18 protein-coding genes are annotated in these 21,695 nt (G+C 53.6%); 9 read left to right on the forward strand and 9 right to left on the reverse strand.

All coding sequences use genetic code 11. The features are described 5' to 3' along the window. The first annotated feature begins 9 nt into the window (after positions 1–9). Both KTT_RS01905 and KTT_RS01910 read left to right on the forward strand, forming a co-directional pair. Positions 10–681, forward strand: a complete 672-nt coding sequence (locus KTT_RS01905) for an NUDIX hydrolase (protein ID WP_126594378.1) — start codon at positions 10–12, stop codon at positions 679–681. Positions 682–1,189: 508 nt separating this feature from the next. Next, on the forward strand, positions 1,190–3,205 hold the full coding sequence (locus KTT_RS01910) for a beta-galactosidase (RefSeq protein WP_126594379.1): 2,016 nt from the start codon (positions 1,190–1,192) through the stop codon (positions 3,203–3,205). An 81-nt stretch (positions 3,206–3,286) separates the two neighbouring features. Here KTT_RS01910 and KTT_RS01915 read toward each other — a convergent pair whose 3' ends face one another. The 3 genes from KTT_RS01915 to KTT_RS01925 form a co-directional block, all read right to left on the reverse strand. Then, the gene (locus KTT_RS01915; RefSeq protein WP_126594380.1) at positions 3,287–4,684 is read right to left on the reverse strand and encodes a mercuric reductase; all 1,398 of its coding nucleotides are present in this window, start codon (positions 4,682–4,684) and stop codon (positions 3,287–3,289) included. 111 nt (positions 4,685–4,795) lie between these two features. Further along, positions 4,796–5,248 (reverse strand): NUDIX domain-containing protein, encoded by a 453-nt coding sequence (locus KTT_RS01920; RefSeq protein ID WP_162854189.1) that lies wholly within the window; start codon positions 5,246–5,248, stop codon positions 4,796–4,798. A gap of 61 nt (positions 5,249–5,309) precedes the next feature. After that, positions 5,310–6,443, reverse strand: a complete 1,134-nt coding sequence (locus tag KTT_RS01925; protein ID WP_126594382.1) for an amidohydrolase family protein — start codon at positions 6,441–6,443, stop codon at positions 5,310–5,312. Between the two features lie 270 nt (positions 6,444–6,713). Here KTT_RS01925 and KTT_RS01930 point away from each other — a divergent pair, with 270 nt between their 5' ends. Next, the gene (locus tag KTT_RS01930; protein ID WP_126594383.1) at positions 6,714–7,838 is read left to right on the forward strand and encodes a competence protein CoiA; all 1,125 of its coding nucleotides are present in this window, start codon (positions 6,714–6,716) and stop codon (positions 7,836–7,838) included. Positions 7,839–8,008: 170 nt separating this feature from the next. After that, on the forward strand, positions 8,009–8,368 hold the full coding sequence (locus KTT_RS01935; protein ID WP_126594384.1) for a YtxH domain-containing protein: 360 nt from the start codon (positions 8,009–8,011) through the stop codon (positions 8,366–8,368). Positions 8,369–8,504: 136 nt separating this feature from the next. Here the strand turns inward: KTT_RS01935 and KTT_RS01940 are convergent, their stop codons facing one another. Further along, entirely contained in the window at positions 8,505–9,866 is a 1,362-nt protein-coding gene (locus KTT_RS01940) for a glutamine synthetase family protein (RefSeq protein WP_126594385.1), read from the reverse strand. 355 nt (positions 9,867–10,221) lie between these two features. Between KTT_RS01940 and KTT_RS01945 the strand changes: the two genes are divergently transcribed. Further along, the gene (locus tag KTT_RS01945; RefSeq protein ID WP_126594386.1) at positions 10,222–11,103 is read left to right on the forward strand and encodes a general stress protein; all 882 of its coding nucleotides are present in this window, start codon (positions 10,222–10,224) and stop codon (positions 11,101–11,103) included. 165 nt (positions 11,104–11,268) lie between these two features. Beyond that, on the forward strand, positions 11,269–11,775 hold the full coding sequence (locus tag KTT_RS01950) for an NUDIX hydrolase (RefSeq protein ID WP_126594387.1): 507 nt from the start codon (positions 11,269–11,271) through the stop codon (positions 11,773–11,775). A 57-nt stretch (positions 11,776–11,832) separates the two neighbouring features. Here KTT_RS01950 and KTT_RS01955 read toward each other — a convergent pair whose 3' ends face one another. After that, positions 11,833–13,038, reverse strand: coding sequence for a cytochrome P450 (locus tag KTT_RS01955; RefSeq protein ID WP_126594388.1), 1,206 nt, complete (start codon positions 13,036–13,038; stop codon positions 11,833–11,835). A 253-nt stretch (positions 13,039–13,291) separates the two neighbouring features. Here KTT_RS01955 and KTT_RS01960 point away from each other — a divergent pair, with 253 nt between their 5' ends. Both KTT_RS01960 and KTT_RS01965 read left to right on the forward strand, forming a co-directional pair. Further along, a complete protein-coding gene (locus KTT_RS01960; RefSeq protein WP_126594389.1) occupies positions 13,292–13,741 on the forward strand; it encodes a GNAT family N-acetyltransferase in 450 nt (149 codons plus the stop codon). 169 nt (positions 13,742–13,910) lie between these two features. Beyond that, on the forward strand, positions 13,911–14,993 hold the full coding sequence (locus KTT_RS01965; protein ID WP_126594390.1) for an L-threonylcarbamoyladenylate synthase: 1,083 nt from the start codon (positions 13,911–13,913) through the stop codon (positions 14,991–14,993). 4 nt (positions 14,994–14,997) lie between these two features. Here KTT_RS01965 and KTT_RS01970 read toward each other — a convergent pair whose 3' ends face one another. From KTT_RS01970 to KTT_RS01985, 4 genes are all read right to left on the reverse strand, one after another. Next, on the reverse strand, positions 14,998–16,629 hold the full coding sequence (locus tag KTT_RS01970; RefSeq protein ID WP_126594391.1) for a helix-turn-helix domain-containing protein: 1,632 nt from the start codon (positions 16,627–16,629) through the stop codon (positions 14,998–15,000). Between the two features lie 182 nt (positions 16,630–16,811). Beyond that, the gene (locus tag KTT_RS01975; protein WP_126594392.1) at positions 16,812–17,627 is read right to left on the reverse strand and encodes a tetratricopeptide repeat protein; all 816 of its coding nucleotides are present in this window, start codon (positions 17,625–17,627) and stop codon (positions 16,812–16,814) included. Between the two features lie 80 nt (positions 17,628–17,707). Further along, positions 17,708–19,216 (reverse strand): MiaB/RimO family radical SAM methylthiotransferase, encoded by a 1,509-nt coding sequence (locus tag KTT_RS01980; RefSeq protein ID WP_126594393.1) that lies wholly within the window; start codon positions 19,214–19,216, stop codon positions 17,708–17,710. A gap of 184 nt (positions 19,217–19,400) precedes the next feature. Beyond that, the gene (locus KTT_RS01985; RefSeq protein WP_126594394.1) at positions 19,401–20,750 is read right to left on the reverse strand and encodes a phenylacetate--CoA ligase family protein; all 1,350 of its coding nucleotides are present in this window, start codon (positions 20,748–20,750) and stop codon (positions 19,401–19,403) included. Between the two features lie 282 nt (positions 20,751–21,032). Between KTT_RS01985 and KTT_RS01990 the strand changes: the two genes are divergently transcribed. Then, on the forward strand, positions 21,033–21,686 hold the full coding sequence (locus tag KTT_RS01990; protein ID WP_126594395.1) for an HAD family hydrolase: 654 nt from the start codon (positions 21,033–21,035) through the stop codon (positions 21,684–21,686). The last annotated feature ends 9 nt before the right edge of the window (positions 21,687–21,695 follow it).

Below are 21,695 nucleotides of genomic sequence, written 5' to 3' on the forward strand. Positions count from 1 at the left end.
GCAGAGGAGATGACAAATTCACGCCTGGAAAGTATTGATTTGCGACACCTTACCACCAATCAGCCCTTTTGCGCTGGCGTCATTCTACTGCAGCAGGGGCATTTGATCGTAAGGCTCAATACTGACTATCTTCCCTCTCAAAAGGGGAAACAGACTGCCGCGTACCGGATCAAGGGCCTGGGTGGGGATCAGAGGCAAGGAGAAACGATCTGGGAGTGCGCCTTACGCGAGGCACAGGAAAAACTACAGGTTGAGCTTCAACTGCTCCCCTCCCCTTCAACCTATTTCCATGAGATAGATACAGGTGAGCAGTACCCTGTTACATCGACCGATATCGTTCCACCTTTCCTTCTTGAACGCCAGAGCAATCTCTACCCCTACACCCCTTTGCGCCCAGGGCTCCCTACTGGTCCTTATACATATTATTGTCTATTTCTCGCCCGCACCCTGCAGCCACTGACCCATACCGGGACAACAGAGGGTCTGTTGTATATTCGACCTGAACTCTGGCCGACGTTACTACAGCAACCGACGTTAGAGAGCATGCTGCAACAGGGTGCAAGCATCCTTGATGGGTCAGGACTTTCACACCAGCGCCAGCTCTGGGTCCCCTCCTGGGAATCCGTTTCGCTGGCCGCGTCTCTGCTCCAAAGTCATCCAGATCTTCTGGAGAGTGTTTGATGCCCCTCATCATGGGGACAGGTAAGCGCCCCCACACGCGCGTCTGCTGCGCGGCCGCACTGTTTTGGTGTATTGGGGGGCCGCAAGGGCTAATACATTCAACATAACATGCTGGCGCCTCTGTGAGAGGGGAGATGGTATCGTTGGTGGAACGTGCGCGCTCGGGCACGGGGCCGCTTCGCGGCCAAGCTGGGGCAAGCCCAGCACCTACGACGATCTTCATTTGCGATGTTGCTACATTGAATGTATTGGTCGCAAGGGTGCGAATGCGCCCCTGCGGCACCACCATACCAAAACGGCGCGGCCGCGCGTGTGGGATCGCTCAGAAAAACTTAAGCAGGGGAACAAAGATAGCAGCGCTTTGATATAATAGAATACTATAGATGCCTTCCCGATCAGTCAGGAGCGGGGCATCTGTACGTGGCATACACCCATTATTCAAATTGCCTGCTTCAGATAAGCGTAAAGATAATGGTGTCAATCTTTTTCTATGAGGAAGTAGTAAGCTATGCAACATCCATTACCAGGCCATATCTTGTATGGTGGTGATTACAATCCAGAACAATGGTCAGAAGATGTCTGGCTGGAAGACATGCGCCTGATGAAACTGGCCAACGTCAATATGGTCTCGATAAATATTTTTTCGTGGGCCCTGCTTGAACCCAGGCCAGAACACTATCACTTCGAACAACTGGATCGCATTATGGATCTGCTACACGAGCATGGCATCGCCGCGGACCTGGCGACCGCGACAGCCTCGCCGCCAACCTGGATGAGCCGTCTCTATCCATCGATGCTTCCAGTGACCAGAGAAGGGGTGCGCATGTCGCATGGATCGCGCCAGCACTATTGTCCCAATAGCCCCGATTTCCGTCGCAAGAGCGCGGCGCTGGTACAGCGTCTCGCGGAACGCTACGCGCAGCATCCAGCCTTGAAGATGTGGCACCTCAACAATGAATATGGCTGCCATACCAGCCAGTGCTATTGTGATAACTGCGCCGAGGCGTTCCGCGTCTGGCTACAGGAACGCTACAATTCACTGGAGGAGCTCAATACGGTCTGGGGCACCAACTTCTGGAGCCAGCGCTACTACGAATGGGGAGATATCCTTCCTCCGCGCGTCAGTCCGGCGCAGAATAATCCAGGCCAGACCCTCGATTACTGGCGCTTCATGAATGATTCACTGCTCGGCTGCTATCGCATTGAGGAAGACATCCTACGCGCGGTCACGCCAAATGTGCCTCTGACCACCAACCTGATGGTGGCGTTCAAACCCGTTGACGCCTATGATTGGGCCAGGCATATGGATATCGTCTCCTTTGATATGTATCCAGCCCATGGAACCGATCCGGCCTGGAATGCGCTGCACCACGATCTGATGCGCTCCGCCAAAGGAGGTCGCCCTCATATGGTGATGGAGCAGAGCCCCAGCCAGGTCAACTGGCAGCCCCAGAATCCGCACAAGCGTCCCGGTCAGATGCGCCTGCATTCGCTGCAGGGGGTCGCCCATGGCGCCGATGGCATCCTGTTCTTCCAGTGGCGACAATCTAAAACGGGCGCGGAAATGTTTCACAGTGCCGTCATTACCCATGAGGGGGATGAACACAACCGCATTTTCAAACAGGCCGCGCAGGTGGGAGCCGAGCTGGCAAAGCTCTCTGCGAGCGTGGCAGGCGCCAGCACCCAATCCGATGTCGCCATCCTACTGGATTGGGACAACTGGTGGGCGGTCGAATATCTGCCCGGTCCCAGCAATCGGCTGAAGTATATGGAGATTGTGGGGCGCTACTACCATGCCTTCCATCAGCAGAACATCAGCATCGATATCGTCAAGCCGGATAGCGACCTGAGCAAGTATAAAGTCGCGGTAGCGCCATTGCTGTACATGCTGAGTCCCGGTGCCGCCGATAACCTGGAGAACTTTGTAAGTAAGGGCGGAACCTTGCTGACCTCCTTCTTCAGTGGTATCGTTGACGAGAACAATCATGTCGCCCTGGGCGGTTATCCGGGGATGTTACGCAAGCTGCTGGGTATCCACGTCGAAGAATTTGATCCCCTGACACCAGCCATGCACAATCAGGTGGTCATCAAAGAAGGAGCGCTGGCAGGCAGTTATCCCGCAGAGTTGTGGGGAGAGCTGGTGCATCTGGAGGGGGCACAGGCTTTGGGGACCTTCACCGATGATTACTACGCCGATCAGCCAGCGCTGACCGTCAACCACTTCGGTAGTGGCAACGCTTATTACCTGGCCACGCAGAGCAGTCAGCAGTTTCTCGACAGGCTGGCGCAAGAGATCTGTCAGCAGGCGGGCGTCCAGCCCCTGCTGTCACTCGGAAGCGAGATCGAGGTGACGCGGCGCGTCACCAGCAGCGGTGACAACATCTACTTCCTGCTCAACCACCAGCAACAAGATCAGCAGGTCACCCTCCCCGGTGGTACCTACACCTCACTGCTGGATGGCGAGACGGTCAAAGATCAACTAACCATCCCGGCGATGGATGTTGTCATCTTACAGGCCCGTTAGCCTTTGTAGCTATAAGAAAAGCGGCGGTCGAGGAGATCTTTCCTGACCGCCGCTTTTTCTTGCGTCGATTGCCGAACCCGATCAGGATTCAAACGAGCTAAAGAGGTTGTTCAGGGATTCGGCGAGGGTAGGGTGCGCGAAGACGCCATCACGCAATGTGGTGTAAGGCAGCTTGCCGAGCATGGCAATCTCAAGCATCGACATGATTTCTCCGCCCTCCAATCCCAGAATACAGGCTCCCAGGATCTGGTCGTTGTCGGCATCGACGATCGCTTTCATGACGCCGCGTGCCTCATCAACTTCCAGGGCGCGCGCGACATACTCCATGGGCATTTTAGCCACCTTGATCTTGCGCCCCTGCTGCCGGGCCTCTGTTTCGGTAAGACCAACGCGGCCCAGTTGTGGATCGATAAAGACCGTGTAGAGCACGAGGCGGTTGGCGATGCTGGCGTTGCCGTGCTCGATCAGGTTGGTGCGCAGGATGCGGAAGTCGTCATAAGAGATATGGGTAAAGGCGGGGCCACCTTTTACGTCGCCGAGGGCATAGATGCCGGGCACATTGGTTTCCAGATGATCGTTCACCTCGATATAGCCTCTTTGATTGGCTGTAATACCGGCAGCCTCCAGGTGTAGTGAATCAGAGTTGGGAACGCGGCCAGCGGCAGCCAGCAGGTGTGAACCGGTCAGGCTACGCTCACCTTCAGGTGTCTGCGCTATCAGCTGGATATGGCCGTCCGCACTCTTCTTGACGCTCTTCGCCGTGCTCTCCAGGAGAATCTCGATGCCGTCTTCGCGCAAGATCTTGAGGACCTCCTGCGCGATATCGCTATCTTCACGCGTTAACAACTGCTTGCCACGCTGGATAACGGTCACCTGGCTGCCGAAGCGCCGAAACATCTGGGCAAACTCCAGTCCAACGTATCCTCCACCAAGCACCAGCAGGTGCTCGGGGACCTGATCCAGCTCCATAATCGTAGTTGAGTTCAGGTACGGGATCTGTTCAATACCTTCGATACGAGGAGTAGCTGGTCGCTCACCAACATTAAGGCAGATGATCTCGCCTCGCAGCTGGCGCACCTCGCCATTGCGCAGGCGCACCTCGACGACTTTGGGCTCGATAAAATAGGCTTCGCCCAGTAAGAGATCTACGTTCTCCGATTTTTCCAGGCGACTCTGGCTGCCACTGCGGAAGCTCTCTACAATATCACGCTTACGCTTGCGCACAACCGTCATATCAACGCTTACCGATCCATGCGTCTCAACGCCATAATCGGCGGCGCGCCTGGCTAAATACGCGACGCGAGCACTGGCAACCATCGTTTTGGTAGGGGTACACCCCTCATTAATACAGGTGCCTCCGACATGTTCGCGCTCAATAATCGCCGTCTTCTTTCCCGCCTGCCCAAACGCCGTCGCCAGGGGTCCACCTGACTGACCAGAACCGATAATAATCACATCATATGGTGTTACAGCTGGCATTCCATTTTACTCCTCTAGACTAGAAATATTACTACAGGATGACCTTCCCACCCCATCCTCTACACGCCTGCAAATTATCAAAAAGAGACAGGCAGAGGCAAAACCGGCAACCTACTCTAGTGAGAGACGTTGATCATCCTCAGGGCGGCTCAGTTGATTGCGTAGGATAGCCCTTTCTTGCCGTAGCAAAGCGTCTTCCACACGCTGCCGATGTTTGGGTAGCAGGTTACGAGGGAGATCGGCGATTGCGAAGTAGCGGCATTCACTAGACTCTTCCGTGGTGGTGAGGGATCCCCCGATCACGTGACAGCGAAAGGTCAACACCACCTCTTGCTTCTGTGGCTTTGAATAGACTCCTACCAGTTGCTCAATCTCAACTTTCAGACCAGTCTCTTCAAGAACCTCTCGATGTACCGCATCTTCAACGGTCTCGCCAATCTCCATCCCTCCACCTGGCAGATTCCACCACCCGATGTCACGGCGTAACGCCAATAAAATCTGTCCTTCATGAAAAATAAGTGCAGAGACAGCTACACGAAAATTCCTTAGTGCGGAATCGATCATAACCATTTTCTCCCTTAGCAGATGTGCGGGCAGAGGGTACGTTGTTGCAGCGTATCTATACCTAAAGTTTATATACCGCACGTGCGTTCTCGCGTAGGATAAGACGCGCAAACAGGTACGCCTGCTCCTGATCAAGCTCATCGGCCGCCATCATCTCTTGCAATACCTGCCCGATAATAGCACGCCCACGGACCGCCCCGGCCCAGTACATCTCCGGAACGTGGATACCATCCGAACTATACATGAGTTTACTGGCAGGCGCAACACTGAGAGCCTGGCGCGTGAAAGCACACATCTCTAACTTCTCTACCATTGGAATCATATACGATAAATCAAAATAGACGTGTGGATAGATCGCTGCCAGGTAGGCACCCAGCTGGCTGTAAGGATAGCTTTCATGCAGCAGGATAATCGGCATCGTCTGATAGTCGCTGACTTCCAGCACTGCGCGCAGGTGCAAAGGATTCCCCAGCCGCATATCGGTATCACTATCGCCATAGCCAGTGTGAAATTGGATGGGCACATGCTGCTGCGCTGCCTGCCGAAAGGCGCGATGCAATAAATAGTCAATCAACGGCTTCTGCATCAGGCGCAACGTCCCCTGACGCTGCACAATCTGGCGTGCCTCGCGGAAAGCCAGCGCAGCCTCATCCTTACTCCATTCACGAATCTCAAGCCCACAACGATACGCGACAATACTCTTGAGCGAACAATAGCCCTGGCCACGCAAATCCTGCAACGCCTGCTCGAACAGTGCGACAACCGTATCAAAGTCGCTCTGCTCGATCACCAGGCGCTCCATCAACGTCTCTAAGCGCAGCATACGTGCGGTTCGGCAACCTGCGGCCCGTTGAATGGCCTGAGGAGAAAAACAGTATTCTGGAAGGGGATGGCCAACATCCAGAATCAGCGTATCGATATGAGCTGCGCCTACCAGGTGCGCCAGGAGCTCGGTCCCTTGGAAGCGATTGCGGGCGGCCAGCACTTCCTCTTCAATTGGTGCACAAGCGTAAATGGTCGATAGCTGCCTCAGCAGCCAGGTATAATAGATGGTGTGATGCACATGCTTTTGCGCAAAATCGGGATGCGTCGCTTCAGTAAAATAGCCGCGAAAGCGCAACACATCCATCTGCTGCTCAAGAAGAATTGGATGGCAGTGATTATCGACCACAGCAATATGTTGTAAGTCCAGCATACCTTATACCCTGACCTCTCAATGTATATATCGGCACGACTACCGTCAGCACCCTCACCTGAATATGTGTACATTATAGAACAGCGCCGCTAAATTTTTGCATAATTCACATATTCATATCCTGTATATTTATCTATACATTAAAGCCAACCAGGTATTGAAGCGATGGCTTCTACTTCGGTACATAACTATAGCAAAAAATCGCGCAGGCAGGTGCTATAATAAGGATACGATAGACTTTTTCTTTTGCAGCCAGACCAGGAACAGCCCATGCTTGTCGCATATGGTCCCGATCAGCGCACAGTGATCGCCGGAGAGACGCCGTTTACACAGCTCCAGCAGTGGTCCCGCAATCATCAATTATATTGCCCGAACTGCCGTGGCGTTGTCCATATCCGTGGCGGAGCAGAGAAACGTACGCAGGTACATTTCGCGCACCAGAAAGGCGAGTGCGCGTGGAGTACAGAAGCCGAATCAATTCGCCATGCGCAGGGTAAGCTGGTACTGGCCCAATGGCTGCGCCAGCAATATCCACAGGCCTCCATTTCTCTGGAGAAACGGCTACCAGAGCCAAACCGCATCGCCGACGTCTTTCTGCAACACACCAATAGACAGCAATGGGCCATTGAGTTCCAGTGCGCTCCCCTCGATATTGAGGAGTGGAAGATGCGCCACCAGGCATATCGAAAGGCAGGCATCACCGATTGCTGGATCATCGGCAATAATCGGCGTGAAAAACAGGAGGCCTTTATTGAGGCCCTGCTCGTCACTAATCGTGAGTTGCTATTCCTGGATCCACTCGTCAATCCTCCATGGGCCTGGCTGCGCTGGCCCATCACACGCCAGCAGGCGCTGGAAAGGCAGCGGGTCCCAGCAGCCGAACAGGCAGCACATCCTCAGAGCGCCACTATCGATGGCTGGGTGGGGCGCACCGGCTATGGTATGACCATTCTGGGCACACTAAATGAAATTCAACTCGATAGACAGGCCAGGCTGATCCATCCCACACGGGTGGCACTGGAACAGCGCAATACCCTGCTGCAAGAGATGGAGACAGCCACAGCGATAGATGAACAACAGCTTGTGGACTACCTGCGACCAGCCCTCAATGATGCCACGCTCCGCTTATTTGTCATCCCTTTGTTGCATGCTTATCGGCTGGATCCTGAACTGGCACGCCGCTATAACTATGGTCGTGGTCTTCCGGATCAACCGCTGCGCCCGGGCGACCAGCAACGCATTGATAAGGCCGGCCTCTGGCTACGTGGCCTGGTTATCCATGGCTATACGCAGGAAAAACTGCAACTGGTAATCAGAGAGTTCCCTTTTGCCGGACCCTACGCAGCATTCAGGGGCTACGCCGAGACCTTGCTGGCACTTGCCTCACAACGGTAAAATACGTATCCCCTGATCAATATTTCCCACCACTTTTTTGAGTATAGCCTATACTATAGGTATCTGAAACCAAACGCTTTTGCTACACGTAATCTACTCAGTGAGACGGATTAATCTATCAATAATGCCGTAGCGAAGTACGACTTGTGTATAGAGAAAGGATAAACCGCATGAACAGCTTTGTGAAAGGTATTCTCTTTGGGGTTGGTATTGGTTTGCTCGTCGCTCCTATGAAGGGTGATGAGATGCGTCAGCTGGTCAGTGAGCGTCTTGGCGAACTGCGCGGCTACATTCCTGAAAATGAGCAGATCGACGTCTATAAGGGCCAGATCACCGATCGTGTGAACCAGACCGCTGGCGCACTGAAGGATTATGCCCAGCAGGCGGCGACAACCGTAAAGAGTTCAGCCAATAATCTCAGCAACATCGCCCAGAATGCTGGTACGACGTTGAAGTCCAGCGGCCAGGATGTAGCTAGCACTACCAAAGATACCCTGAACTCAACGAAAAACAGCTCGTCCAGTTTATAAGAGCCAACCACCATATAAGTATGGCTTATGTTGGCATAAGCCATACTTATATGATAAAAAAAGATCCGCGTTGCTATTTCTTTCCATTCTATAGCAGCTACAGCGGATCTTTTTTTTATGGAGTGAGTCTGACAAATTAGTATTTATAGAAATGTTGCAGGGCTTCCTCTTCTGGCGATTTATCCGCAAAGAACAAGGCTTCTTCGCGTTTAACAGCGATATAAGATGTGGCCAGCAGTGGCCCCAGCGCGTCGAGCAACACCTGGTCTTGCTCTAAAGCATCCAGAGCTTCATTCAAGGACAGGGGCAGGCGACGGATACCAAGCTGTGCGCGTTCCTCATCGCTATAATTCCCCGGGTCGATCACCTGGGCATCCCCAGGCTCAATTTTGTTGATGATACCATCCAGGCCAGCCGCAATCAGTGCACCTATTGACAGATAGGGATTACCACTGTGGTCGGCACATTTCAGTTCCAGATTGCTCGAATCCTGTTCGCGCCCCTTAAAGAGCGATGGTACGCGAATAGCCCCCTCCCGATTGTCAAAACCATAGGCTCCATAGGCGGAACTCCAGAAATGGGGAAGCAGGCGGCGATAGGAATTAGGACTGGCACAGGTAATGGCAACCAGGGCGTGCAGATGACGCAACACGCCACCGATAAAATAGAGTCCCATCTGGCTCAAGCTGCCAGGCCGATGCTCATCATAAAAAAGATTTTGCCGGGCACGCGCATGGCCCGTCATTCCCCACAGGCTGAGATGAATATGAGCGCCATTGCCTCCCTGGTCCAGAAAAGGCTTGGGAGCAAAGGAAGCGTAGAGCTGAAATAAACGAGACACGCCACGCACCGTCTCGCGCACACGCAGCACCTGGTCAGCCGCGCGCAGCGCGTCCACGTGCGTCAAAGATAATTCTTGCTGGGCCGGTCCCAGTTCAGGATGAAACAGTTCAACGGCAAATCCCTGCGCTTCCAGGGCGGCCAGGATACTATCGACGACCATTGCCTGTTCGTCCATACCAACGCTGCTATAGCAGGCACTATAGTCGGCCGGCACATACTGACCTTCAACATCCCGGGCCAGGTAAAACTCATGCTCAACCCCAACCTCTGCCCGTATATGGTGCTCAGCCAGGCGGGCCAGCATACGCTTCAAGAAGCTGCGGGGACATGCCTCCCAGGCTTCACCATCCAGGCGCACCATATCACATAGCATGCTTGCCGTATTAGGAACATAGGGGAGCACGACAAACGTCGCGGGATCGGGCAGCAGTCGGAACTCGCCAACCGGTCCCATACCTTCCACGGATGCAAGTGTCTCGACGCCGGTGAAAGCCTGCATCGCCAGCGTCTGCCCTATGCCCTCATGTATGCGATTGCCCAGTTTCCGGGCATGGGTCGCCTTGCCGCGAATAATGCCGCCATTGTCACAATATAAGAAACGCACAAGACGTATCTTAGCCGCCTGAACCTGCTGTATCACATCCCGCGTATCCATAACAATATTTTTCTCCTCATTTCAGTCTACTTCAACAGGAAAGAGCAATGACATTATTGAAAGTAGTATAACAGAGCAAGTTTAGCAAAACAATAAAATCATATGTGTAAAACACATATATACAATTAAGCACAAGAACAGAATTATCTGCTTTAAATCGAGCACAAGCATGCTTGACCTTTACTTGTATCATTACTGGTCATTCCATTCGTGCCAAGAGTAGCCTATGAGGTCAAAGTACTTCGGCCGATAAACATGGGAAGTTGATTGAAGAGGGACCCATCAGCGTTGCAGCGGATGGTGATAGCCTGACAGATGCATCTGCAGGAATGCAAGCAGAGAAGGAGGGGAAGCCATGACAGTACAAAAAAAGTTGATAGTGGCAGTCTTTAACGAGCGAGGTAGTGCAGAAAACGCCCTTGAGCAACTATACAATGCTGGTGTAAGCAGCGATCGCATTAGCTATTCTGGTTCTGATGCAGGTAACTCCGAAGGAGGCTTTGTCGAGAGCATCAAAAACCTGTTTGGTGGAACCCACACCCGTACTCCCACTGATGTCATGCACGATCTTTCAAATATGGGACTGGCAGAGGATGAGGCACAATACTATGCGCAGGAGTACGCCACAGGGAGAACAATCGTAGCCGTCCACCCCGATGAACAGAGTCAGAATGTGCTGGCGATTCTACAGAACAGCGGCGGCTATCATTTTCATAGTCCCGAAGGCACAGGGGCGGCCGCTCGCACACGCACAGAAACTGAGGTCAGGGAGAACCTGCCCGATTATACGCAAACAGAAACAGGCGGGCAATCGGCCGGTTACGATGTCAACCAACTCACACCAGCAGAGCGTAATGCGATGGAGCCGGCTAACGGAGGCTATAAGCAAGACAGCAATCGGACTGAGCATAGCGAACAACCAGTGCCAGAAACCAGCCATATCAATGAGCAAGGCGGCAAGGTGCCAGGATATAGCCTTGGCTCCACAGAAAATTATGGGCAGGCTGATACATTGCGTCAGGGTGGCACCTATGAGCAAACTGTGGAGCAGGTAAGAACTCCAGAGCATCCGGCAGGCCCGGCAGGGCCATATAGCCAGGGCATCAAGGGTGAGGTGCATACACCCAAAGAGCCAAATGAGCAGTTTAACCGCAAGCTTAATCGTGAATCCGAACCCAACCCCAACTTCGATTATAGTCGTGAGCAGCGCGAGAATCTTGATCGTGAGGACATCTAGGGAGGTTTCGCGCCTACAGCACTCAATTGTTGTTGAGGAGATAGTGCAACACCAGGGATGAGCGCATTCGCCCTCGTCCCTGGTGTTACACTATCTCCTCAACAACAGGGATTGAAACGTAATAGAAGCAGAGCCAATAACCATCAACTTCAAGGAGACTAATGGATGTTTTATTACATCACGAAAAGCCTGGCAGGGATCTGCTTTAACATACTAAATATGCTCTTGCTGGGTAATCTGCCCCCCTTTGGGGGTGTCTGTGTGATCGTGGAAAGAGATAAGCACTTTTTGCTTGTAGAGCAGCCGGACGGAACCCTGGCGTTTCCTGGCGGATTTATGAAGTGGAAAGAATCACCCGAACAGGCATTGATACGCGAGGGAAAAGAGGAGACAGGATTAGATTTGCGCCTGCACAATCTAATAGGCGTTCAACCAGGCACCTGCCGGACACTGCATCAGATGAGCACGTTGACACTCATCTATGATGGCGAGGTTGCCGGGGGCAGTTTGCGCCCCAGTTCCGAAGGCCGTCCTTTCTGGCTACCGGCGGCCGAACTTCCAAAGAGACTTGATCCATACTTCCAAACCATGCTGGAACAGTATCTGCGCCATCATGCCTTGCACAGCACAACGTCCACAGAACCTAAGAATAAGAAAGCCAACCTGTTATAGGCTATAGCCGAAGTTACAGCATGAAAAGCTAAAGACTTCGGCTATAACTACGACCCGCTATGCGCGCACTTGAAAGGTAACCGGCAGATGGCGCGGTCCCATAATGAAGACACTATGAATAGTTTCGAGAGGCTGGAGCCGCTCACGGCGAATATGCTGAAAGCGCTCTAGCAGGATACTCAAAGCGATCTTCGCCTCCAGGCGTGCCAGGGGCGCCCCCAGACAAAAATGAATACCATGTCCAAAGCCCAGGTGCCGATTAGGGGTACGCCCAATATCAAAGCGCTGAGGATCAGGGAATTGGGCCGGATCAAAGTTGGCGCTGGCCAGCCAGCCAATAATTGACTCTCCAGTAGAAATCTTGCGCCCATGTATTTCAACCGGCCGCGTGGCATAGCGTCCGACCAGTAAGGCGGGTGGACGATAGCGTAAGACCTCCTCGATTGCCTGCGGTATCAACTCAGGACGTGCATGCAACTGCTCCATCACCTCGGGATGCTCGTCGAAGCAGAGCAAAGCATTGCCAATCAGATTGGTCGTCGTGATATTGCCAGCAACCAGTAGTAAGGAACAGAAGGCCAGGATCTCTTGCTCGGACAACGAATCGCCCTCGATCTGTGCCGCCAACAAAGCGCTCACCAGGTCGTGCTGCGGTCGCAGGCGTCTCTCGGCCAGCACCTGCCGGAAATAGTCATACAGCTCATCCAGGGTCCGACGCATGATCGTGCGCACACGCGTATTGTATTCCTCAACATTGTCGCGGCTCAAATCCTCATACTCACTCACCACCATCTGATCCGACCAGTGCTTGAACTGGGCGCGATCTTTCGACGGGACCCCCAGCATCTCAGCAATAACGATAACCGGCAAAGGATACGAGAAGTCCGCGATAATATCCATCTTGCCTTGGCGAGCCACCTGGTCCAATAAGTCATTGGTAATCTCGGCGATGCGAGGCGCCATGCTGGCGATGGCTCGCGGCGTAAATGCCTGAGAGACCAGTGAGCGCAACTGCCGATGGCGCGGCGGATCAGTGGTCAACACACTCTGGCCCTTCGTCATCTCCTCGGGGTACTCGGCAAACGGCGAGCCATCCGAAGAAAACGTCTCATGATCAGAGGCCAGCGCCAGCACATCATCATACCCAAATACTTCCCAGAACTTTCCCCGCTCGTTATAAGAAACGGGACCAAACTCAGTACGCAGGGCGGTAAAGCTCTCATAAGGATGGAGCAGTTGATCTAATAAATCGCGTGGATTCATCGCAGGTCCGGTGCTTCTTCTGGGGATACACTCCCTTGCAAACACCATCTCCTTTCTCTCACCGCTAGCTCTTTAGCATTGTATACCAACACATATTATAGTAGTTCAAATCGTCCCAGAAAACAAATCAGCACAACGACATGTTACAGCTTCTCATGCATATAGCTCAACAAGCTGGCATTACTGAACTGTGCTTGCTTCGTTGATTAAAAAAGAGGGATCAATAACTATTTTCAGGTAGGAGAAATCTTCAATGTCTTCTGAATGGCAACGCGGTGAATATACTATCAGTACCGACAAACAACGCTTAGATATCGACGTGATCCATAACTTCCTCACCCGAGCATACTGGTCAATCGGCGTTCCACGCGAGACGGTGGAACGGGCTCTAGAACATTCAATGCCCTTCGGGCTCTATAAAGATCAGGAGCAAATCGGCCTTGCGCGCATCGTTACCGATTATACAACCTTTGCTTATATCGCAGATGTCTTTATACTGGAACCTTATCGTGGCCAGGGTCTCAGCAAATGGCTGATGGAGGTAATCCTGGCTCATCCTGATCTGCAGGGGTTGCGGCGCTGGCTCTTGATGACCAAAGATGCACATGGCCTTTATCAACAGTTCGGCTTCAGCGCCCCCCATTATCCAGACCGCGTTCTGGAAATACTCAATCTCGATATCTATACTCACGCCAACGAATAGGCGGCGAGAGGGCGTGCAACAGTCAATCTTATACCTCTATGGAAAGCCCGGACAGGTGTTTGATCGGCAGGCAGCATGCGACTTTCATGAGCAATGGAAACGTGCTATACTCAAGCAAAAAGTTACATGAATAAGCACAAGTTTTTTTCAGAGGAATAGAAACACATCCATGCAGCAGCGAGAGACACGGATTATCCAGCTCGATCCCAACCACCTGGACGAACCATATGCACGGCAGCAGATCGAGTATGCGGCCCGGTTATTACGAGAAGGTGAGCTGGTAGTTTTGCCGACCGAGACGGTATATGGCCTGGGCGCCAACGCCTTCAATGCACAGGCAGCCGAGCAGATCTTCATCGCCAAGGGACGGCCCTTGAGCGATCCTTTAATCGTGCATATCGCTGATGAGCATGAACTGGAAAATATTGTGTCCCAGGTACCCGAAGCGGCCCGCAAGCTAGCCGCGGCTTTCTGGCCGGGACCCCTGACGATGATCATGCCGGCCGGTCCCCGCGTGCCCGGTCTGATTACCTCGGGACTCCCAAATGTCGCCGTACGCATGCCCGCCCATCCGATCGCCCGGGCCTTGATTCGCGCAGCGGGAGTGCCCGTAGCCGCTCCCAGCGCCAACCGCTTCATGCACGTCAGCCCCACCACCGCCCGGCACGCCTACACAGACCTCAAAGGACGTGTCCCCTTGATCCTGGATGGTGGTCCCTGCACGGTGGGGGTTGAGTCTACCATCCTGGATCTCTGTGCCGAAATCCCTACCATCCTGCGCCCGGGCGGCGTTGGCCTGGAAGCGTTGCGCCGCGTACTTCCACAGGTACGGCCGCCACGAGCGGGACAGGTACACGACGAAGAAGAGGAGCTCACCCAGGCCCGAGTAGCCCCGGGACAGATGCGCGTCCACTATTCTCCCAGCATACCAGCGTATCTGTTTGAGGGATCGGTAGCAGCTATGCGCCAGGCTATGCTGGCCGAGCTACAAACGCGCCAGGCGCGGGGGGAGCGCGTAGGGGTTTTGATCGCCGATGAGGACCTGAACACATTCCAGGAAAGCGGGGCCATTATCTACAGCCTGGGCCATACGCCCGAGCAAGTTGCCACTCACCTCTTCGCCGGTCTGCGCACCCTGGAAGATGCAGGCGTCAACGTCATCCTCTGCCGCAGCTTCGCAGAACAGGGATTGGGATTGGCCATTCGCGACCGCCTGCTCAAGGCAGCTGGCAGCAAAGTCACAAAAGTCTAGTAGCTCAGTGCTTTTTAAGATGGTGAATTTTGAGGGCGATCTGCAGCGCCAGTCGCAGCTCGGGATCTTCGAGTGAGCGGCCAAGCAGGGCTTCGATGCGATTGAGGCGATAGAGCAGAGAGTTACGATGAAAATGCATGGTGCGTGCCATCTCGCTGAGATTGCCGTTGCAGCGGAAGAAGCCTTCCAGCGTCTCAACGTAGGTGCTATCGTTATTGAGCAGCGGGCCTAGCGTCTCATAGTAAAAATCATCCAGCTCACTATGCCCATTGAGATGGAAGAGCAGGCGATAAATGCCCAGGCGGGCAAACGAGTGCATGTTCCCCTCGCCAAAGAGACGGCGTCCGATCTCCAGCGCTTGTTGCGCTTCGCGGAAGGAGAGAGGGAGACCCTGCAGATTCTTCGCGATCCGTCCAATGCCACAGGAATAGATCGGGCGCGCGGTGCCATTATTTTTCTGGGAAGAGATGCGAAAGACGACGCGCTCCAGGCGCGAATAGAGCGAATTTTCAAGCTCCCGCTCGTTCTCACTCTGATCGTCAAAAGGCGGCAGAGGCAGGATCGCGATCACGCGGCGGGCCTCGCTCTGTACCCAGCAAGCTGGCCATTCGCGCAAAAGCTCTTCGCGAACGCGCTTATTCCACTGGGCATAGGCACTACTGCTCGAAAAATCATGCTCACCAGGCGAAATCTCAAACACGACGATGGACTGTGGGGTCGTTAAATCATAGCCCAGCAAGCGGGCACGCGCCATCATCTCTTCGGGCTGCTGATAGTGGCCCTGAATAACATCAGTAAACGCTTCGACCTGGTAGCGGCTCTCAACCTCGGTGCGATCGCGTTCACGCGCGAACTCAATGGCGATAATCGGAGTAGCCTGCCCCAGAATGATGCGCTCCAGATAATCGAAATCGCTCTCGTTACCGATCAGAGAAAGATAACCAGCGATCTCATGGCGGCTACTGGGGATCGGTTCCACCACGCGCAGCAGCCCCTGACGCCGGAGCTGTTCATCGGTCAGTGGACTGGGCAATGTCAGAGGGGTAGCATTGGCTGGTGCCGCCTGCAGACGCACATGCTGATCAGCATCCTGGATCACCACCCACTTACCGCGATTGGTCGCAAGATACTCACAGACACCCTGAATACCAGCCCCTTGCAAACTTAATTGCATCAACTGGCTGGCAATCTCGGTTGCTTTACGCTCGGTTTCGCCACGAAAACTCACCACGAACGTGATCACTTCCCGCTCAATCTCTTCAAGCAGAGCATTGAGCGGAAGCAAAATCAGAGGCAGATGCATCTGATCGGCGAAATCTCGCGCTTCCGCACCCAAAGCCTCCACAGACGGCGCAGCAACCGCAACAACCGCTACGCCAGCCTGGTGCAGACTCTTCAGGAGATGGGGGAGGGTTTCATCCAGGCGCCGTAACTGTGACAGCGTCAGTAAAGCGAGCTCTCCGCCCTGCACGCTTTCGAATGCAGGCAAGCGAGAACGCATACGACACGCCCACGTGACACGACGCTCCAGACCCCCTCCGCCAGCTACTAATTGTGCGTCACGTGAGGCGAGCAGAGTCAAGATGTTTCGGACTGAAGCCGAAGATTGTGATTGCGACGGGGATAAACTGCTCATAACTCACACGCAAACTAGCAGTGCATAAAGTAATACAAATTAACGGCGAGCTGTTGCGGGAGCCGAAGCGGCCTTCTGAGCACGCTGCTTCTCTTTCAGCTTTCTCGCTTTTTGTAAATGCTTATGCCAGGCAACTTTCTTTGTCTTGTTCATTGTATTATACAACCTTTCATCTAAAAATGTTACTCTTCGATATCGGAATTACCCTCAAATTCGAACTCGTTCAGATCTTCGGAGTCGTCACCACCATCGTAGTACTCATCATCGGTCCCCATTTCGTCATCCTCGTCGCGGTCATGACGCAAAATGGAGTCCTTGATATAAGCACGAACGGTGTCGCCACTCCCTTGAGAGGGGAAGCTGACGGTACCAAACATATTGGGATGCTGATACTCTTCGCGAATAATGATGCGAACAAGATGCAGATCCAGGGTCAGAATACCTGCGGCATACCGATTGCCTTCTTTGATATAGCTGATCAAACGGCCCGCCAGACGAGGCTCAACCTGACCAATCGTCTCTTCGGCCGCATTGCGCACCAACAAACGATGGCTATCGACAACCAGATTAACGCGATCCCCGACACCCAGACGTGAGAGAACAGGAGCGGGGCCCAGGTTTATCAGTTCGGTTGTGCCGGTCTTGCCCGTCTCTTCAATGAAGAGCCGTGGATCGATACGATCTACACCAACGGGTCCAGGAGCGGATGCATCCTGCAACGTCTGCAAGCGATCCAGATTCTTCCTGGCAATAGTGTTTGCCGGGCTATATTTTAAGGTCTGTGAATACGCTTGTCGAGCCTCAGAATACTGGCCCAACTCACTATACGCCTTGCCCAAACGATTGTACGCATCTGGTTCCTGGGAAAACATATTGAGAATATTCTTATTCGTCAACACCGCTTCTCCCCACTGGCCTTCTTGAGCCTGCCGGATCGCCAGATCGGTCCACTGCTTCTTCAGTCGTAACTTTTCTTCAGCAGACATTGCTTGTGTCATTAAAGCCTCCTCCAACTTCGTGGATATGTTGTGTTGTATAGCTTACGCACTTAAACAAAAAGCACGCACGATAACGCAACTTATAGTACAACCGCCTCACCTTGTAATGACCAGGCTGTGGCCCGTTCGATGCGCACGTGTACAAAGTCGCCGGGTTGAAAAACACGCTGACCCTCGGATGATGTGCTATCCGGCACGGGGCAGAACACCAGTTTATTGCCGCGGTTGCGTCCCTTCAACTGCTGGCGCCCATGCGTCATATTTGTGTCCTCAACCATCACTTCCTCTACCTTCCCCACATAAGACTGATTCAGTTCAAACGCGATCTTACCCTGAATTTCCTCCACGGCATGCAGACGGCGCTTCTTTTCTGCCAGGGGAACATCATCCTCCCAGCGGGCCGCGACCGTTCCAGGACGCACCGAGTAAGCAGCGACATGAACGACATCAAAACGGATCTTCTCCAACAAATCCAACGTATGCTGGAACTCTTCTTCAGTTTCACCGCAGAAACCGACAATAATATCAGTCGACAAGGTAATATCTGGCCACAGCTCGCGCACGCGCTCAATGCGCTCGACGTACTCATCCAGGGAATAACCCCGCTTCATACGCTTGAGCATGGCATCGTCGCCGGACTGGACCGGGATATTGAGATGCTCACATACCTTTGGAAGATGCGCCATGCGCTCAATCATACTATCCGTCATGTGGCGCGGATAGGAGGTCATAAAACGAATGCGCTCCAACCCATCGATCTCGCTTAAATTGGTCATCAGATCCGCCAGGTCGGGCTGATCGGGCAGGTCCAGACCATAGGCCTCGACGGTTTGACCCAGCAGGGTCAATTCTTTAGCGCCCTTATCTACCAGCGATCGAGCCTCGATCATCAGCTCATCCATCGGACGGCTACGCTCACGCCCCCGGCGATAAGGCACGATACAATATGTACAGACCTTATTGCACCCAAGGACGATCGGCAGCCAGGCGCTCGGGCTCGCCTTGGCCGGCTCTATCTTAGTCGGATAATGGGCGATACGCTCCCCAGGCTTAGGGGTAATAGCCATGGGAAGCACCGTACGCTTACCGGCACGGCTGGTGGAGGTCGCAAATGTAGGCAGGTCAGGAAAGACGGGGATCTCATCGTCTGTCGTCTCATCGCTGGCATCGGGCATAAATTCAATGTCCAGGCAGCCGGCGCCGGAGATAAGGGTCCATCGCTCTTCCAAAAAACGCGGTAAAATATCTGCATGCTCAACCTTCATAAAAAGATCGATATGCGGATAGCGCTTTTCCAGCGCATCGATCGTCTTCTGGTTGCCAATCATGCATCCCATTAAAGCCACCAGAAGATCGCTACGCTCGTTCTTGGCCCGTTTCAATTGAGCAAGCAGATTATGCGCCTTCTCCTCGGGTGCTTGCCGCACGCTACAGGTGTTCAGCACAACCAGATTGGCCTGCTCCATGCTGGCTTCTTCCCACCCTAATTCATCAAGCATAGTCTGAATGCGCTGAGAGTCAGCCTGATTCATTTGACAGCCAACTGTCCAGATATGATATTTTCCCCGTGGAATACTAATTGTGGTCATTTCAGAGCCTCTCTTCGAGCATCAATAGCCTGTGTAGTAGCATATGGGATATCTTTTACCTACTCGTCCTTATTCTAGGATGGACGGTATTATACACCATGTAAGGTTGCCTGTCACCATTCTAGCGTGCAGATTTTTGATCAATCGTGTACTGTGTCTGGAACAACAGTACACGATTGCTGACTTATTTCTTTGGGCGCCGATCTTCTACCCGTGCGCTGGCAGTCTTGGATTCGCCTCCGGTAGCTCGAGGTAAGCTATCCTGAGGCACGAGCTCAACTTTCGGGGTGTTACCGGTAATCGATTTAACGGCGGCGGCCATGCGCCCCTGAAGCGACGTAACACGCTCCGCGTCCTCAAGCACCGAGCTATCATTGACTTCGACCTTCAGAGCGAAGGTGTCGAGATCATTTTTGCGATCGACGATAATGCGGAAGTTCGAGGCAGTCTCCGGAAACTGTACCAGCGCGGCCTCTACCTGGCTGGGGAAGACGATCAGGCCGCGAATTGAGACGGCATCATCGCTACGCCCCTTGATGGCCGCGATTTTGGGATGGGTGCGACCGCAGGCGCAACGCTCCTCCCACCAGAGGCGAGAGAGATCGCGGCTGCGATAGCGGATCATGGCGCTACCATCGCCCGTCAGCCACGTCCAGACCAGTTCACCATCGGTACCCTCCTCAACCGGTTCACCGGTCTCGGGATTGATGCACTCGACCAGGAAGCTATCAGCCCAGGCATGCATGCCATCGCGCACCTCGCACTCACAGGTCATACCGGGTCCAAGGAACTCGGTCATCCCGAACTCATCATAAGCGGTAATGCCAAAGAGGTTCTCGATCTTCTGACGCGTCTCCCACGGCCACGGCTCGGCTCCGAACAGACCAATCTTTAACTGCGTATCCTTGAAATCCAGCCCCTGCTCGGCCGCCTTATTACCAACATAGAGGCCGACCGAAGGCGTCATACAAAAAGCCTTGACCCCGAAGTCCCTGATAAAATCGAACATGCGCTCATACTGGCGAGCATCGGAACCCATCGGAATGGACATCACATCCATAGCCATCGCGCCATAATGGAAGCCAAAGCCCCCCGTTGGCAGGCCATAGCCATAGCAGTTCATCAACACATCGCCTGGACGCAGACCCACCATCCACAGCTCACGCGCATTTAAATCGGCCCAGTTCTGAATATCCTTTTTGGTCGCGAAGACCGGCACGCTCTTGCCGGTGGTTCCACTGGTCGCATGCAGTTGAAGCGCACCCCCTTCACCACCCATCGAACGCATCGCCGTCCCCAGGGGGTATGCGGCGCGCACCGTCTTCTTCTCCAGAAAAGGAAGCTTACGAATATCATCTAACGTACGGATATCAGAAGGCTTCACACCAGCTTCATCATAGAGATTTCGATAGAATTGATTTTGCGTATACGCGCGCTCAACGATGGCCTGAAGTCGCTCCAGTTGCAGCGCCTGTAGCTTCTGCTTCGGTAGCGTCTCCATCTCCTCATTAAAGAACTTGCGATGACTTACCACAGAATATCCTCCAAATCCATCGCACTTTCATTCCCGGCAAGCGGCAAGTAGACTCCTGTATTTCTACCCATCGCGGGATATGATAGTATCAACATAGAAATATTTCGGTGCCTTCCTTCATTCAGGAAGAGGCATCAATAGTCAAAATATAGGGTATGCTTTAAAGAAAGGCTTATGCCTGGCACCCATTCTACCATGGTCGCCTGATCACGTCCATTATAGGGCGGCAAAATAGGAGTGGGTGCCAGCAGGGTATAAGGGCATACAGGAGTATTTTTAGGCATGACAGATACAATTCGAGCCATCATCTGGGATCTGGACGGTGTCATCATCGACAGCGCAGAGGAGCACAAGCGCTCCTGGTACCGCCTGGCGGCAGAGGAAGGGCTCCCTTTTAGCGATCAGCAATTCTACGATACATTCGGCATGCGTAATGACGCCATCATACCCATCCTGTGGAACATCACCGACAAAGCACGTGTGCAGGAGCTGGCGGATAAAAAAGAAGCCTACTTCCGAGAGTTTGTGCGCGATACGGCCGCTCCCCTGCCAGGGGCCATTGAGCTGCTGGCCGGCCTGAAGGCCGGAGGCTACAAGCAAGCGCTGGCCTCCTCAACCCCCATCAAAAATATCGAAGTCATCAGTGAAGCCCTGGGACTCAAGAGATACCTCAGCGCGCTCGTCTCAGGCGAGACCGTTCCTCATGGCAAGCCAGCCCCCGACGTTTTTCTCAAGGCGGCCGCCGAGCTGGGCATAGAACCAGCCCACTGCCTGGTCATCGAAGACGCCGTCGCGGGCGTTGAAGCCGCCCATCGCGGAGGCATGTACTGCATCGCTGTCGCCGGAGAAAGGGACCTCCCCGGACTCAAGGCCGCCGAGCTCATGGTCAAAGACCTCACACAGGTTAGCCCTGAAATTATCCGTGATCTCGCTTGACAGGCACCT

The sequence above is a fragment of the Dictyobacter aurantiacus genome, assembly GCF_003967515.1.
Lineage (GTDB): Bacteria > Chloroflexota > Ktedonobacteria > Ktedonobacterales > Ktedonobacteraceae > Dictyobacter > Dictyobacter aurantiacus.

Excerpts from the sequence above, each read along its gene's own strand:
- KTT_RS01955 (WP_126594388.1), bottom strand. The coding sequence starts at position 13,038 with ATGAATCCACGCGATTTATTAGATCAACTGCTCCATCCTTATGAGAGC.
- KTT_RS01905 (WP_126594378.1), top strand. The coding sequence starts at position 10 with ATGACAAATTCACGCCTGGAAAGTATTGATTTGCGACACCTTACCACC.
- KTT_RS01935 (WP_126594384.1), top strand. The coding sequence starts at position 8,009 with ATGAACAGCTTTGTGAAAGGTATTCTCTTTGGGGTTGGTATTGGTTTG.
- KTT_RS01920 (WP_162854189.1), bottom strand. The coding sequence starts at position 5,248 with ATGATCGATTCCGCACTAAGGAATTTTCGTGTAGCTGTCTCTGCACTT.
- KTT_RS01960 (WP_126594389.1), top strand. The coding sequence starts at position 13,292 with ATGTCTTCTGAATGGCAACGCGGTGAATATACTATCAGTACCGACAAA.
- KTT_RS01925 (WP_126594382.1), bottom strand. The coding sequence starts at position 6,443 with ATGCTGGACTTACAACATATTGCTGTGGTCGATAATCACTGCCATCCA.
- KTT_RS01980 (WP_126594393.1), bottom strand. The coding sequence starts at position 19,216 with ATGACCACAATTAGTATTCCACGGGGAAAATATCATATCTGGACAGTT.
- KTT_RS01975 (WP_126594392.1), bottom strand. The coding sequence starts at position 17,627 with ATGACACAAGCAATGTCTGCTGAAGAAAAGTTACGACTGAAGAAGCAG.
- KTT_RS01910 (WP_126594379.1), top strand. The coding sequence starts at position 1,190 with ATGCAACATCCATTACCAGGCCATATCTTGTATGGTGGTGATTACAAT.
- KTT_RS01950 (WP_126594387.1), top strand. The coding sequence starts at position 11,269 with ATGTTTTATTACATCACGAAAAGCCTGGCAGGGATCTGCTTTAACATA.
- KTT_RS01940 (WP_126594385.1), bottom strand. The coding sequence starts at position 9,866 with ATGGATACGCGGGATGTGATACAGCAGGTTCAGGCGGCTAAGATACGT.
- KTT_RS01915 (WP_126594380.1), bottom strand. The coding sequence starts at position 4,684 with ATGCCAGCTGTAACACCATATGATGTGATTATTATCGGTTCTGGTCAG.
- KTT_RS01965 (WP_126594390.1), top strand. The coding sequence starts at position 13,911 with ATGCAGCAGCGAGAGACACGGATTATCCAGCTCGATCCCAACCACCTG.
- KTT_RS01970 (WP_126594391.1), bottom strand. The coding sequence starts at position 16,629 with ATGAGCAGTTTATCCCCGTCGCAATCACAATCTTCGGCTTCAGTCCGA.
- KTT_RS01990 (WP_126594395.1), top strand. The coding sequence starts at position 21,033 with ATGACAGATACAATTCGAGCCATCATCTGGGATCTGGACGGTGTCATC.
- KTT_RS01930 (WP_126594383.1), top strand. The coding sequence starts at position 6,714 with ATGCTTGTCGCATATGGTCCCGATCAGCGCACAGTGATCGCCGGAGAG.
- KTT_RS01945 (WP_126594386.1), top strand. The coding sequence starts at position 10,222 with ATGACAGTACAAAAAAAGTTGATAGTGGCAGTCTTTAACGAGCGAGGT.